At 60.0% G+C, this 13741-nt stretch carries 12 protein-coding genes; 9 read left to right on the forward strand and 3 right to left on the reverse strand.

Annotated features, from left to right (window positions below; all coding sequences use genetic code 11):
- Positions 1-14: 14 nt before the first annotated feature.
- Positions 15-830: a septum site-determining protein MinD gene (gene minD / locus O3W47_RS09250; protein WP_137453968.1), complete on the forward strand. Its 816-nt coding sequence runs from the start codon at positions 15-17 to the stop codon at positions 828-830.
- The gene (minE, locus tag O3W47_RS09255; protein WP_020809474.1) at positions 827-1087 is read left to right on the forward strand and encodes a cell division topological specificity factor MinE; all 261 of its coding nucleotides are present in this window, start codon (positions 827-829) and stop codon (positions 1085-1087) included. The genes minD and minE overlap by 4 nt, the downstream gene beginning before the upstream one ends.
- A gap of 252 nt (positions 1088-1339) precedes the next feature.
- Here the strand turns inward: minE and O3W47_RS09260 are convergent, their stop codons facing one another.
- From O3W47_RS09260 to O3W47_RS09270, 3 genes are all read right to left on the reverse strand, one after another.
- A complete protein-coding gene (locus O3W47_RS09260; protein ID WP_080819096.1) occupies positions 1340-2242 on the reverse strand; it encodes an amino acid ABC transporter substrate-binding protein in 903 nt (300 codons plus the stop codon).
- A 71-nt stretch (positions 2243-2313) separates the two neighbouring features.
- A complete protein-coding gene (locus tag O3W47_RS09265; protein WP_020809472.1) occupies positions 2314-3207 on the reverse strand; it encodes an amino acid ABC transporter substrate-binding protein in 894 nt (297 codons plus the stop codon).
- A gap of 30 nt (positions 3208-3237) precedes the next feature.
- Positions 3238-5556: an EAL domain-containing protein gene (locus O3W47_RS09270; RefSeq protein ID WP_080819094.1), complete on the reverse strand. Its 2319-nt coding sequence runs from the start codon at positions 5554-5556 to the stop codon at positions 3238-3240.
- A gap of 343 nt (positions 5557-5899) precedes the next feature.
- Here O3W47_RS09270 and O3W47_RS09275 point away from each other — a divergent pair, with 343 nt between their 5' ends.
- From O3W47_RS09275 to O3W47_RS09305, 7 genes are all read left to right on the forward strand, one after another.
- Positions 5900-7258: an amidase gene (locus tag O3W47_RS09275; RefSeq protein ID WP_269313524.1), complete on the forward strand. Its 1359-nt coding sequence runs from the start codon at positions 5900-5902 to the stop codon at positions 7256-7258.
- 304 nt (positions 7259-7562) lie between these two features.
- Complete coding sequence (locus O3W47_RS09280) at positions 7563-8192, forward strand: NAD(P)H-dependent oxidoreductase (protein WP_127755859.1); 630 nt, start codon at positions 7563-7565, stop codon at positions 8190-8192.
- Positions 8170-8457 carry a hypothetical protein gene (locus O3W47_RS09285; protein ID WP_127755860.1) on the forward strand — a complete coding sequence of 96 codons (288 nt, stop codon included), beginning with the start codon at positions 8170-8172 and terminating at the stop codon, positions 8455-8457. The genes O3W47_RS09280 and O3W47_RS09285 overlap by 23 nt, the downstream gene beginning before the upstream one ends.
- A gap of 203 nt (positions 8458-8660) precedes the next feature.
- Entirely contained in the window at positions 8661-9701 is a 1041-nt protein-coding gene (locus O3W47_RS09290; protein ID WP_269313525.1) for a methionine ABC transporter ATP-binding protein, read from the forward strand.
- A complete protein-coding gene (locus O3W47_RS09295; RefSeq protein WP_004433403.1) occupies positions 9691-10359 on the forward strand; it encodes a methionine ABC transporter permease in 669 nt (222 codons plus the stop codon). The genes O3W47_RS09290 and O3W47_RS09295 overlap by 11 nt, the downstream gene beginning before the upstream one ends.
- 33 nt (positions 10360-10392) lie before the next feature.
- On the forward strand, positions 10393-11172 hold the full coding sequence (locus O3W47_RS09300; RefSeq protein WP_004433407.1) for a MetQ/NlpA family ABC transporter substrate-binding protein: 780 nt from the start codon (positions 10393-10395) through the stop codon (positions 11170-11172).
- A gap of 251 nt (positions 11173-11423) precedes the next feature.
- A complete protein-coding gene (locus tag O3W47_RS09305; protein ID WP_269313526.1) occupies positions 11424-13667 on the forward strand; it encodes a putative bifunctional diguanylate cyclase/phosphodiesterase in 2244 nt (747 codons plus the stop codon).
- Positions 13668-13741: the final 74 nt, after the last annotated feature.

Here is a 13741-nt window from a genome sequence, read left to right on the forward strand (position 1 = left end):
AACAGGAGAGCCATATGGGGAAGGTAGTCGTTGTAACTTCCGGCAAGGGCGGGGTGGGAAAGACCACCTCGACCGCAGCGCTTGGCGCCGCACTGGCGCAGAACAAGGAGAAGGTCGTGGTCGTCGATTTCGATGTCGGCCTGCGCAACCTCGATCTCGTCATGGGTGCTGAACGCCGCGTGGTTTACGATCTCGTCAACGTCATCCAGGGCGATGCCAAGCTGACGCAGGCGCTGATCCGCGACAAGCGCCTCGAGACGCTGTTCCTGCTGCCTGCCTCGCAGACGCGCGACAAGGACAATCTGACGCCGGAAGGTGTCGAATGGGTCATCAACGAGCTGAAGAAGCACTTCGACTGGGTGATCTGCGACAGCCCCGCCGGCATCGAACGCGGCGCGACGCTGGCCATGCGCCATGCGGATGTGGCCGTCGTGGTCACCAATCCGGAAGTCTCCTCGGTGCGCGACAGCGACCGCATCATCGGTCTGCTGGATTCCAAGACGCTGAAGGCCGAACGCGGCGAGCGTATGGAGAAGCACCTGCTTCTGACGCGTTACGACGCTTCCCGCGCCGAGCGTGGCGATATGCTGAAGGTCGACGACGTTCTGGAAATCCTTTCCATTCCGCTGCTCGGCATCATTCCCGAAAGCACGGATGTGCTGCGGGCGTCGAACGTCGGCGCACCGGTCACGCTGGCGGATGCCCGCTGCGCGCCGGCCATGGCCTATTTCGACGCCGCCCGCCGCCTGTCCGGCGAGGATACTCCGGTGGTCATTCCAGGCGAGAAGCGTGGCATCTTCTCCAAGATCTTCGCAAGGAGGGCTGCATGAGCATCTTCAGTCTTTTCCGCAAACAGAAGTCGGCACCGCTTGCGCGCGAACGCCTGCAGGTGCTGCTCGCCCACGAAAGGGCATCCTCCGGCTCCGATCTGGTCGCCATCCTCAGGGAAGAAATTCTCGGCGTCATCGCCAAACATGTGCAGATCGACAATGATCGGGTGCATGTGAAGATGGATCGCGACGAGCATGTCTCGATACTCGAGATCGATGTCGAGATTCCTCTGGGTGCCGATCTGCGCGCCGCGTAAGATGAGTTGCCGCCCATCATCGGACGATGAGGCTGTGGAGTTGAAGGACGTCTCCCCCTCATGCCGGACTTGATCCGGCATCCAGCCACGGCGCGTCTGTGCCGTGAGTAGAGTCTCTCGCGATCAAGGACTTGATCGCGCTGGACCCCGGATCTCGTCCGGGGTGACGGAGTGCGGATGCTGCGGCTTAGCCAAACGCACCCCTCACTAATCTTTCTATTAATCACGTCGCCCCATACCGGGCGGCGTTTTTTATTCCGCCGTCGTATCGACGGGTTTTCGAAACGCCTCGGCCAGATCGCCGGGCAGCGGACGCTTCAGGTTGATGCCGTTCGGCGGGATAGGCGCATTGAACCATTTGTCGTAGATTTTCTCGATTTCGCCGCTCTCATAGATTTGGCCGAGCGCCTCGTTAACGGCGTCGCGGAAGCCGGTATCGCCATGGCGGAGCATCAGGCCATAGGGCTGTGGCGGGGCGAGATATTCATCGGAGATGACGTAGTCTTCCGGCTTGCCGGTCTCGGCAACGAAGGATCGCAGAAGTATATCGTCCATGACGAAGGCGGAGGCACGGTTTTCCGTCACCATGTCGAAACTGCCCTCGGTGCTGTCATTTTGCAGAACCGCGACGTTCAGCCCCAGTTTGCGATTGAGCACATTGAGTTGGGTGATGTTGATGGTTCCCGTCGTCACCACCACCGTTCGCCCGGCGAGATCGGCGACGGTGTTCAGGCCGCTCGATTTCAGCGCCACATAACGGGTGCCGGTGATGAAGTGGCTGTAGGAGAACCACACGGCCTTGCGCCGCTCCTCGGTATTCGTGCTCGCCACGCATTCCATGTCCATCGTGCCGTCATTGAGAAGCATGATGCGGTTGCTGGGCGTGCGCTTGACGAACTCGACCTTCAGTTCCGGCAGGCCGAGCTTCTTCTTGATGGAATCCGCCACTCTCAGGCATAGCTCGATGCTGTAGCCGATAGGCTCCGGCCCGGTGCCGAGATAGGAAAAGGGAATATTGCGATCGGCATAACCGAGCTTGATGGTGCCGGTTCTGGCAATGGTTTCAAGTGTCGGCGGCTGGGCATCCTCGCTCACCGCCTGGGTGGGCAGAAGACTTGAAAAAACGAGCATAAGCCATAATGTCGATCTCTGCATCGCGCATCTCCAGCCAAATAATCCGTCAAAACATTTTCATGAAAATCGATACGGGTTGACGCCTTGCGCTCTCAGTCCTGGTATTCGCTCGGATGTTCGTATGCCTGTTTCAGAGAGGCGGCCATCGGCAGGTTCAGGTTCATGCCGTTTGGGGGAATGGGCTTGGTGAACCATTTTTCATAAAGGCCATGAATGACCGGTCCTGTGAAAATATGCCGAAGGCTTTCATTGACCGCCGCCTTGAAACCCGGGTCGTTGCGCCGGAAAACCAGGCCATAGGGTTCGGGGGCGCTCAGCGTTTCCTCAGAAAGCGCATAGAGGTCCGGATTCTCTGACGTCGCCGCGAGCGCCGCGAGCAATATGCCATCCATGACAAAAGCGGAGGCCTTGCCGGAGACCACGAGTTCGAAGGCCTCCTCATTGGTTTTCGTCGGCATCACCGAGATATTGAGGTTCTTCGCCCGGTTCACGGCATTGAGCTGCTCAATATTGACCGTGCCGGAGGCGGATGTGACGGACCGCCCGGCGAGATCGGCAAGGCTTTTCAGATTGTCCTGCTTGCGGGAGAGAAACTGCGTTGCGGTCATGAAATTGGGATAGGAGAAATCCACGATCTTGCGGCGTTCGCTATTATTGGTCGTGGCCGCGCATTCAATGTCGATCTGGCCGCCGCGGACAAGGATGAAACGGGTCGCGGGTGTCGCCTTGACGTATTCGAGTTCGATCCTGTCGAGCTTCAGTTTCCTGCGAATATCTTCGCTGATCGCCCGACAAAGATCGGTCGAGAAACCGGTGACCTCCCCATTCGGCAATTGATAGGAAAAGGGCGGTTCGGCTTCGCGATAGCCGATGCGGATCTTTGCGGTTTTGGCGATCTGCTGAAGTGTGTCGCCTTCGCCGGCAGCCTGGAGCGGCGTAATGGGAGCAAGACATGTGAGGAAAAGGCAAAATACTGAAAGACGCATTTTATGTCCTCTGGGCCGGCGGCCGGTTTCTCAAATGGCTTTTTGCGGTGGGCAATAGGTTTCCTGTGTCGGTCTACCGATATCGCCGAATTCATCCTTCGCAATTGGAGCGATGACGGCGCGGTTCTTGAGAATGCGGGCAAGCGGCGCGGGCTCGGCAAAATAATAGCCCTGCGCTTCGTCGCAGCCGGAAAGCTTGAGCGCTTCGACCTGCTCCCTGTTTTCAACGCCCTCGGCGGTGACCTTAAGACCGATCTGTTCAGCCATGTCGATGACGGTGTTGACGATGGCGGAACACATGGGATTGGACGGCAGGCCGGAGACGAATTCCCGGTCGATCTTGATCTTGTCGAAGGCGACATGGGTGAGCGTGCTGAGCCCCGCATAACCGGTGCCGAAATCGTCAAGCGCGAGGCGAACGCCCCTTTCCTTCAGCAGTTTCAGGGCTCGGGCGCTGTTGTCGCGCTCCAGCATGACCGTTTCCGTCACTTCCAGTTCAAGCCGTTCCGCCGGGAAGCCGGATGTTTCAAGCGCCCGGTCCACTATCGGGACGATGTCGTCATTGCTGAGCTGAACGGCGGATAGATTGACGGCGAGCCTGATATCCTTCGGCCATGTCATCGCATCCCTGCAGGCCTGCGCCAGAACCCACTCGCCCAACGGCTTGATGAAGTTGTTTTCTTCGGCAAGCGCGATGAAGCGGTCCGGTGCGATGAGGCCAAGCTTGCTGTGCCGCCAGCGGGCCAGCGCTTCATAAGCGACGATGCGACCGCTCTGCAGATTGACAACCGGCTGGTAGTGCAGCTCGAATTCCTGGTTTTCGAGCGCGGATTTCATGTCTATTTCCAGCGCATGCTTATGCTGCGCCGCCATGTCCATGCCGGGCTCATAAAAGACGAAATAACCGCAGCCCATGGATTTCGCCCGGTAAAGACCGAGATCGGCATGTTGCAGAAGCTGCGTTGCAGATGTGCCGTGGCCCGGCGCGCAGGCGATGCCGATGCTGGTGTCGATGCTGATATCGCTGCCTTCGAGACTGAAACTGCGCGAGACGGCATGCACCACCCGCGCCGCCAGCATCGCCGCATCGCTCTCGCAGTCACCGTTTGCCGATTGAATGATCGCGAATTCGTCGCCGCCGAGACGGCTCACCATGTCGTTTTCACCAAGCACGGCGGAAATCCGCGAGGCCACCGCCACAAGCAGGGCATCGCCGGCGGCGTGTCCGAGTGTGTCGTTGACGGCCTTGAAGCGGTCCAGATCGAGCAGCATGACATTGAACGGCTGGCCTGACGCGGCAAGCTGTTCGAGACGGTTTTCGAGCGTCTTCATCAGCAGCACGCGGTTTGGAAGTCCGGTCAGTGCATCGTGGTGGGCCATATGTTCCAGCTGCTGCGCCATATCGCGTATCTGCCGCAGGCGTCCGCGTTCCAGAACCGCCTCGCGCAACGTCTCAATAGCGGTGGCCATGTCGCCGATCTCGTCCCGCCGCTCCTGAAACGGCGTGGCGACATCCGTTTCCTCGCGGGCGATCCGAAGCGTCGCCTGCACCAGCGCCGGGACCGGTTTCAGGAAATGTCGGGCGATGACGGTCACCAGCACGCCGGTAACGGTCAAGACCACGATCAGCGCGGCGAGCGAATTATAGATGAGCTTGCGCTGCGCGCCATAAAGCGCGTCCGAGCCGCCAATGCTGACGGCGACCGCGCCGATGGGTTTCTTCGTTTCCGTGCTGATGATCGGCAGCAGGCCGATATAGTGGCTGGATTCGCCGATGGTCGCAAAACCGGTGGAAAAACGCGCGGCGACCGCATCCCGGGAAAATATGGGATCGGTAGCGAGCGGCTTTTCACCGTCATCGGTGGCGTTGTCGAAAGCCGCCGCGATCTGCCGGAAGCCGGAATCCGCCTCGTCATAACGGAAAAGCCAGACGGCATTCTTGGTCTGTGCGCCGATAAGCGCGAGAACGTCGCTGGGGTTGAAGCCGGTAACGAGAATGGATTCGTCGTCGCCGATGGGCTTGTCGGTCAATATGCCGTTGACCTGCCCGTCGGCATCGGCTGTGACGCTGACATAGGTATAGATGCTGCGAAGCGTGGCGCTGGCGATCTGCGAATTGACGCGGGCCTGATTGAGCCATTGCTCGCTGGCCGCGGCGACGAACATATACCAGCCGACAAGCGCGCCGACGCTGTAGGAAAAGATCACGCCGCCGAGGAATATCAGGGTTATCTTGCTGGCGAGCGAGCGCCGTCGCGAAAACCGGCCTGTTTCCGGCTGCGTTGGTGAGCGAAGCGTGTGGCCCGGTTCAACCTGTCTATCCGTCCCGCGATAGGCAGTCTCTTCCATTCGCGATAGTCCCCCGCGATGTCGCGTTATAATTGTTTTATGGAATTTTATAGGGCATGCGTTTCAATGCTGTCTGCTAAATAATTCAACAAAGTTTAGATGCGATTAAGAATTAATCCGTCTTTTTATAGTCGTAGCTTATATAAGAGATGACGTCCCTGCACCTCAGGTTGAAAAAATCGGAGGTTAGAGGTGAGCCGTCAAGGATAAACTCCAAAATTCTGCTATTTCCGCCATGCTTTCCGATCCAGCATGCCGGTCATCGATAACGCGGCGATTGGCCTTGCCAACTGGCCGATAAACGGCATCTTGCGCGTAACATGCCGTTTTCAGGGAAGATATCATGGCTCATAAAGGCAAAAACATTGCGCAGCTTTCCGTTCTCCTCCAGAGCGGCCATCTCGATCCGCGTGCCCTGGTAGAAGAGACACTGGACGCGGTCGGGAGAGAGGACGATCACGCTATTTTTATCGAGTTGACGGCAGCGCGGGCGATGTCGGAGGCGGAAGCCGCGGCAAAACGCATTGGCGATGGCCGCTCCTGTGGTGTGCTCGATGGTATTCCGGTGGCCTGGAAGGACCTCTTTGACCTTGAAGGCATGGCGACCACGGCGGGGTCGACGGTGCTTGCCAACGATAAGCCTGCATCGCGCGACGCGGATGTGGTGACGGCGTTGAAACAGGCGGGCATGATCTGTATCGGCCGCACCAATATGAGCGAGTTCGCGTTTTCCGGTCTCGGCATCAATCCGCATTACGGTACGCCCCGCAATCCTGCTTCTACGGATGGTCACCGCCTGCCGGGCGGCTCTTCGTCGGGGGCGGGCGTCGCCGTGGCTGCCGGTCTGGTGCCGGTGGCGATCGGCACAGATACCGGCGGATCTGTGCGTATTCCCGCCGCCTTCAACGGCGTGGTGGGTTACAAGGCAAGTCGTGGCCGTTATTCGATGCGCGGCGTTTATCCCTTGGCGAAAAGCCTCGATTCACTCGGCCCGCTCACGCGCACCGTACAGGACGCCGTCTGGGTGGATGCCGCCATGCGCGGCAAGGCGGCTGCCGATCTCACGCGCGCGCCTCTTTCCGGCCTGTCGCTGGTGGTGCCGGAAACGGTCTTTTTCGATGGCATCGAGGATGGCGTCTCAGCCGCTTTCGAGCAGGCGGTGGAACGTCTCGTCCGCGCCGGCGCCTCGATGCGGCGGCAGGCATTCCCGATTTTTTCGGAACTGTTCGATCTTATCAAGGAAAAGGGTGCGCTGGTGACGGCGGAGGCCTTCGCCCTGCACAAGACCCGGCTGGAAGGCGCCGACGCCGCCCGCATGGATCCGCGCGTGGTGGCCAGAGCAGGGCTCGGCGCGAATATTTCCATGCCGGACTATATCGCCATCATCGAGGCGCGCGAACGCATGACGGCAGCGTTTTCCGGCATGATTGGCAGGCAAGAGCTGCTGGTGTCGCCGACATTGCCGCATGTCGCGGCCAAGGTCGCGCCGCTTCTCGAGAGTGACGATGCCTTTTTCGCCATGAACGCGAAGACCCTGCGCAACACCCAGATCGGCAATTTTTTCGATCTCTGCGGTGTTTCGATCCCCTGTGGAACGGGCGATGCGGGCATGCCGGTCGGCCTGCTGCTTTCCGGCCTGCACGGCACGGACGATCATGTTCTCAGCGTGGCGATGACGGCGGAAGAAATCGTTCGGGGTTGAGGGAGATTCATCCCCCTCGGGTTGTCGGCAACGTAAAAATATCCTTCGTCATCCTCGGGCCTGTTCCAAGGATCTGCTCTCTGCTTATTCAACGTGATTAGATCCTCGGTTGAGACGATGCACGGCGGTCACGCAATAAAGTTCTCCCCCTTATTATCAGTTTTCCAAACTTTTTTATCGGTTACCCCGCGGTGCCTGCTTGCGCCCGCCGTCCCGCCTCCTATGTCAGACGGGCTACGAAGGCGTAGCACCCGTTCTGGCGTTTAAGGGGCAGGGCGGGTTGGTCCTCCCAGGGAAAACGAACATGCTTATCGAAAAACTCAACTGGCGTTACGCCACCAAGAAAATGGATCCTTCCAAGGCCGTGTCGGAAGACAAGGTCGAGCGCATTGTCGAGGCGGCGCGGCTTGCCCCCACCTCCAGCGGTCTTCAGCCCTTCGAGGTGATCGTCGTCACCGATCCCGAAGTGCGCGCCAAAATCCGCGAAATCGCCTGGAACCAGGCGCAGGTGACAGACGGCTCGCATCTGCTGGTGTTTGCGGCATGGGACAACTACACCGAAGAGCGGATCAACCATATGTTCGATCTGGTCAACGAAGAACGCGGCATCAAGAATGAAGGCTGGGAAGCCTATCGCCAGATGCTGCTTTCCACTTATCCGCAGCGCGATCAGCAGGTGAATTTCGAGCACGCCGCCCGTCAGGCCTATATCGGCTTCGGTATGGCCGTGGCCCAGGCTGCCTTTGAGGGTGTGGATTCGACTCCGATGGAAGGTTTCGATCCTGCCAAGCTCGATGAAATCCTCGGCCTGCGTGAAAAGGGCCTGCGCTCCGTCACCATCCTGCCGCTCGGTTATCGCCAGCCGGAAGGCGACTGGCTGGTGAGCCTGAAGAAGGTGCGCCGCCCGGCCGATGAATTCGTCAGCCGCGTCTGATTTTACGCCGCTCGCAAAAGCTAAAGCATTTCCAGGAAAAGTGGAATCCGGTTTTCCGTCCGGAAATGCGGCACACAAAGAGCTGGAGCATTTTCGCGATTCGAAGAACGCGAAAATGCTCCAGACTGCCGCAGGGCTGCATACGCGGCTTTGCGGTAGATTTTTTCTCTCTTTTCAGATAATTGAAAAAACATCCCTGTTAAAAGGTGGCGTGTGCGGGCAAGTATGCGCCATCGAATTGCCGATCCCCGGCATTTCTGAGTGAAAGCCTGACGAAATGACCCGGAAAATCAGCTGTCATCGAATGTGCCCGAAGGCTGCATGAAGAGAGCGGTTCAGCACCGCAACAGGATTTTTTGAGACCCGATCCGTCACGCATTCCCAGAGTTTACAATGAGTTTTCCATCCAGCGCGGCATCCCCCGCGCGCCAAGAACAGGCGGTCCCTGAAGGGTCGGCAAAGGAGCCTATGGTCACGTTTGAAGGCGTGACCAAGACCTTTGGCGGCGCCGGCGGCAAGCCTGGTTTCGCAGCCCTTGCCGGTATCGACTACGTGGTGCCGAAAGGCTCCATCACCGGCATTATCGGCCGCTCCGGTGCGGGCAAATCCACGCTCATCCGCCTCGCCAACGGCCTTGAAAAGCCCTCGACCGGCCGCGTGGTCGTCGATGGCGTCGATGTCGCGGCGCTCGATGAAAAGAGCCTGCGCACGCTGCGCCGTTCCGTCGGCATGATCTTCCAGCACTTCAATCTGTTGTCCTCGCGCACCGCTTTCGATAATGTGGCCCTGCCGCTCGAAATCGCCGGCGTGGGCAAGAAGGAGATCGAAACGCGCGTTGCGCCGCTGCTCGATCTCGTCGGCCTTTCGGACAAGGCCAATCGTTATCCGGCGGAACTCTCCGGCGGCCAGAAGCAGCGTGTCGGCATTGCCCGTGCGCTCGCCACCCAGCCGAAGCTGCTCCTTTCCGACGAGGCGACATCCGCGCTCGATCCGGAAACGACGCAATCCATTCTTGAACTGCTGAAGCGCATCAATGCCGAGCTGGGGCTCACGGTGCTGCTCATCACCCACGAGATGGAGGTGGTGAAGACCATCGCCTCGCAGGTGGCGGTCATCGACAGGGGCCTGATCGTGGAAGAAGGCACGACCTTCGACATCTTCACCGCGCCGAAACACGAGACGACCCGCAGCCTGCTGTCGTCCTCGGTCGGCGTGAAGCTGCCGCATTGGGTCACTTCGGGCCTGAAACCGCAGGCGGCGGAAGGCGACCGTGTTCTGGTGCGTCTGGTGTTCTTCGGCGAGACGGCCTTTCAGCCGTTGACGGCGCGCCTCGTCGCCGAAATCGGCCCTGATGTGAACATTCTTGCCGGCACCATCGAGGAAATTTCCGGCCAGCCCTTCGGCTCGCTGGTCGTCTCCTATCCGGCCTCGGCGGATGTCACCGCCCGCGCCAATCGCTTTTATGCTGAGACCGATCTTCACACGGAGGTGCTCGGTTATGTCGCCTGATATGCTGTTCAGCCTTCTTTCCAAGGGCCTGTTGCAGACGCTGCACATGGTCGCCGTTGCCGGCATCGTCGGCTCGCTGATCGGCGTGCCCATGGGTGTTTTCCTTGCCACCAGCGGCAAGGGCGAGCTGTTTCCGGCGCCGATGACCAACCGGATACTCGGCCTCGTCGTGAACGCCGCGCGCTCCACGCCCTTCATCATTCTGGTGGTGGCGATCATTCCCTTCACCCGCCTCGTCGCCGGCACCTCCATCGGCACCAGCGCGGCCATCGTGCCGCTGACGGTCGCAACCGTGCCCTTCATCGCAAGGCTGGTGGAAGCGGCGATCCGCGAGGTGGACAAGGGGCTCATCGAAGCCGCGCGTGCCATGGGTGCGACACCGCTGCAGATCGTGACCAAGGTTCTGCTTGCCGAAGCCAAGCCCGGCATCACGCTGGCGCTTACGCTCACGCTGGTCAGCCTCATCGGTTATTCGGCCATGGTCGGCGCGGTCGGCGGCGGCGGGCTGGGCGATCTCGGCATCCGCTACGGTTACCAGCGCTTCATGCCGGATGTGATGCTGGTCGTGGTTCTGGTGCTGATCGTGCTGGTGCAGCTGGTGCAGAGCGCCGGCGACAGGCTGGCCCGCAGCTTCGACAAGCGGACCCGGAAGAATTAACTGCGTTTATAATAACAACCCAAGGAGACACCCATGAAGAAACTCATTCTCGCGGCCTCGCTCGCCGCTCTCTTCACCGCCGGTCAGGCGCTGGCCGAGACCATCAAGATCGGCGTAACCCCCGCCGAGCACGCGCAGATCATGGAGCAGGTGAAGAAGATCGCGGCCGCCAAGGGTCTCGATATCGATATCGTCGAATTCTCCGACTATGTCGTGCCCAACCAGGCGTTGGCCGATGGCGAGCTGCAGGCCAACTCCTTCCAGCACCAGCCTTACCTCGACAACCAGATCGCTGACCGCAAGTTCGATCTCGTCAGCGTCGGCACCACCATCACCACCCCGATGGGCGTTTATTCGAAGAAGGTGAAGAACCTCGACGAGCTGAAGGACGGCGCAACCGTCGGCATTCCGAACGACCCGACCAATGGCGGCCGCGCGCTGCTGGTTCTCGCTTCCAAGGGCGTGCTCAAGGTCAAGGAAGAAGCCGGCCTCAAGGTAACCCCTGCCGACATCACCGAAAACCCGAAGAACATCCAGATCGTCGAACTCGACGCCGCCCAGCTGCCGCGCTCGCTTGACGATACCGACGCTTCGGTCATCAACACCAACTATGCCACGGCTGCCGGCCTGAACCCGAAGAAGGACGCCATCGCCATCGAAAGCGAAAAGTCCCCTTACGCGAACGTCATCGCCGTTCGTGCGCAGGACAAGGACAAGCCGTGGGTGAAGACGCTGGTTGAATCCTACCAGAGCCCGGAAGTGAAGGCCTTCATTCTGGAAAAGTACAACGGCACGGTCATCCCGTCCTGGTAAGCCGCTCCAGCACTGGATCAGACCGGTATTTAAGGCGAAAACCGCTTACACTTTTCGCCATCCCGGTCTAAAAAATCACGACCTCTCCCGTGCGCGGGGGAGGTTTTTTCTTTTCCGGACGGATGCAAATCCGCCTTCCATGAAAAACCCGGGGCATTTCAGGGAAGGATTTTTCAGCGCCTTTGCCAGACTGTCGTTTTATACCCGTAGTTTTTTGGGGCGGGGCCACAATGCGGCTTAACCGCTTTTGAATGTTTCCTTCGCAAGATGATGCTTTCGAAGGGGATTTTATGCGGATTGCGCCGCGCAACATTGGGGACTATTTGCCGGTCGGGCGCAGAACCGCCGTGGGCGTCGTATTGTCCACCTTCGCGCTGGTGCTTATCATCGTCACCGCGCTGGTTTTATCCGCCTTGAGCCAGGTCCGGGAAAAGGCCAACCTGCTCGACAATGCCCGTTCGCGCGAGACGACGGCGGGCGCCCTCGTCACCTTTCGTGAGCAGCTCGGCGCAACGCTGAACGACTACGCCGCCTGGGACGATGCCGCCGAATATGTCTATGCCCCTGATCGTTTCGACTGGGTGGCAAGCAATTATGGTGAGATGACGGTCAATAACGATCTCTTCGATACGGCCGTGGTCATCGATGAGTACGGCAAGGTCCGCATGGCCTATCAGGACGGCAAGCCGGTGGCATGGAAGCCCGACGCCTATTTTGCCGGCGGCCTCCGGGAAATGATCGAGCGCGTGCGTTCCATGCGTCCCGGTATCACCTCGCAGGTGACCGGTTTCGTCAAGACCCGCGACGGTATCGCCGCCGCGGGGGTTGCGCTCGTGCGGATGAAGTCCGGGGCGCTGCCGCCGGTCGGTACGGAGCGGCGTTACCTGGTTTTCGCCCGTCATCTCAAGCAGGCGACGGTGGACAAGCTTGCGCGCAATTACGTCATCGACGGTCTGGAACTGCAATATGGCGACGGGCTTGCCGCCAACCATGTGGATATCGTCAATCCGCTGGGGGAGGTGCTGGCCCGGCTCGTCTGGCGCTCGCACCTGCCGGGAGACGTCAGCTTTCATGAGGCGCGTCCGGTCGTCTTTACCGCGCTTGGCATTGCCGGCACGTTTTTTCTGGTGCTGCTCATCATCGGTTCGGCCACGCTCGACCGCCTGAAGGCGGATGAGGCGGCGGCGCGGGAGGAGGCGCTGCGCGACCGGCTGAGCGGGCTCAGCAACCGCGCCGGGCTTTTTGCCAAGCTTAACCGCATGGTCGACAAGGGCCGCCATGACAAGACGGATATCAAACTGCTCTATCTCGATCTCGACGGTTTCAAGGAAATCAACGATTCCTACGGCCACGCCGCCGGCGACCGGCTGATCAAGGGCGTGGCCGCGGCGCTCAGAGTGCTGGTGCCGGAAGGCGCGGTGCTGGCGCGGCTCGGCGGCGACGAATTCGCCATCGCCATTCAGGGCAACGACGTCTGGGCCGAAGGCCGCAAACTGTGTCTGGCGCTTCTCGAACTCTTTACCGAGCCTTTCAGCATCGGTGAAAGGGTGGCGAGCATCGGTTGCAGCATCGGCACCTCGGTTTCCCGTGCCGGCGACATAAATGGCGAGGAGCTGCTGCGGCGTGCCGATATGGCCATGTATCAGGCCAAGGAGAACGGGCGCGGGCGTTACGTTTCCTATGAGCTGAAGATGGATGCGCTGCGCGAGGAAAAGCTGCAGCTCGAAGCCGATCTTCGCTCCGCAATTCTGAACGACGAAATACAGGTGGTCTATCAGCCGGTCGTCAGCGCCGCCACGCGCTGTATTACGGGGGTGGAGGCGCTGGCCCGCTGGCAGCGGCCGGGATATGGCTTCGTGCCGCCGGATATCTTCATCGCCGCTGCCGAAACCAGCGGCCTTATCGACCGGCTCGGCCTTCTCGTCCTGCACAAGGCCTGCGAGACGGCGCAGCAATGGCCCTCCATCAAGCTCTCGGTGAATATCTCTCCCGTGCAGTTCCGCAATCCGGCCTTTTCCGGCCATGTGGCGGATATTCTCGACGCGACGCAGACGCCGCCCGAAAGGCTGCGGCTGGAAATGACGGAAGGTTATTTCATCCAGCATCCGGAACGGGCGAGTGCGGCCATCGACAAGCTGAAACAGCTTGGCCTGCATATAGCGCTCGACGATTTCGGCGCCGGCTTCGCCAGCGTCGGTTATCTACGCCGCTTCGGTTTCGACCGGATGAAGATCGACCGTTCGCTGATCATGGCGCTCGACAAGGGCGGCCGGTCGCTGGAAATGCTGCAGGCCACCGTGGCGCTGGCAAAGTCGCTCGATATTCCGGTGACGGCCGAAGGCGTGGAGACGGAAGAGCAGGCGGCCATCCTGCATCTGTGCGGCTGCGATGAATTGCAGGGTTACCTGTTCTCGAAACCGGTAGCGGCGGAAGAGATCACCGCCATGCTGGACGGGCAGGATGCGCCGCTTTTTGCGTTGCGGGCAGGGGCGTGAGGCTGATTACTTCCACCCATTCTTGATCACCTGAAGGTGCGACCCATTTCTTCTCCCCGCCGGGGAGAAGGTGG

Origin of the sequence: Agrobacterium sp. LMR679 (genome assembly GCF_027157905.1) — a bacterium.
In the GTDB taxonomy this organism is placed as follows: domain Bacteria; phylum Pseudomonadota; class Alphaproteobacteria; order Rhizobiales; family Rhizobiaceae; genus Agrobacterium; species Agrobacterium leguminum.

Bases quoted from the DNA above. Each gene is read 5' to 3' on its own strand.
- O3W47_RS09300 (WP_004433407.1), top strand. From the start codon at position 10,393: ATGAAGAAACTCATTCTCGCGGCCTCGCTCGCCGCTCTCTTCACCGCC.
- O3W47_RS09305 (WP_269313526.1), top strand. From the start codon at position 11,424: ATGTTTCCTTCGCAAGATGATGCTTTCGAAGGGGATTTTATGCGGATT.
- minD (WP_137453968.1), top strand. From the start codon at position 15: ATGGGGAAGGTAGTCGTTGTAACTTCCGGCAAGGGCGGGGTGGGAAAG.
- O3W47_RS09275 (WP_269313524.1), top strand. From the start codon at position 5,900: ATGGCTCATAAAGGCAAAAACATTGCGCAGCTTTCCGTTCTCCTCCAG.
- O3W47_RS09270 (WP_080819094.1), bottom strand. From the start codon at position 5,556: ATGGAAGAGACTGCCTATCGCGGGACGGATAGACAGGTTGAACCGGGC.
- O3W47_RS09295 (WP_004433403.1), top strand. From the start codon at position 9,691: ATGTCGCCTGATATGCTGTTCAGCCTTCTTTCCAAGGGCCTGTTGCAG.
- O3W47_RS09290 (WP_269313525.1), top strand. From the start codon at position 8,661: ATGGTCACGTTTGAAGGCGTGACCAAGACCTTTGGCGGCGCCGGCGGC.
- O3W47_RS09260 (WP_080819096.1), bottom strand. From the start codon at position 2,242: ATGCAGAGATCGACATTATGGCTTATGCTCGTTTTTTCAAGTCTTCTG.
- O3W47_RS09285 (WP_127755860.1), top strand. From the start codon at position 8,170: ATGAATTCGTCAGCCGCGTCTGATTTTACGCCGCTCGCAAAAGCTAAA.
- O3W47_RS09280 (WP_127755859.1), top strand. From the start codon at position 7,563: ATGCTTATCGAAAAACTCAACTGGCGTTACGCCACCAAGAAAATGGAT.
- O3W47_RS09265 (WP_020809472.1), bottom strand. From the start codon at position 3,207: ATGCGTCTTTCAGTATTTTGCCTTTTCCTCACATGTCTTGCTCCCATT.
- minE (WP_020809474.1), top strand. From the start codon at position 827: ATGAGCATCTTCAGTCTTTTCCGCAAACAGAAGTCGGCACCGCTTGCG.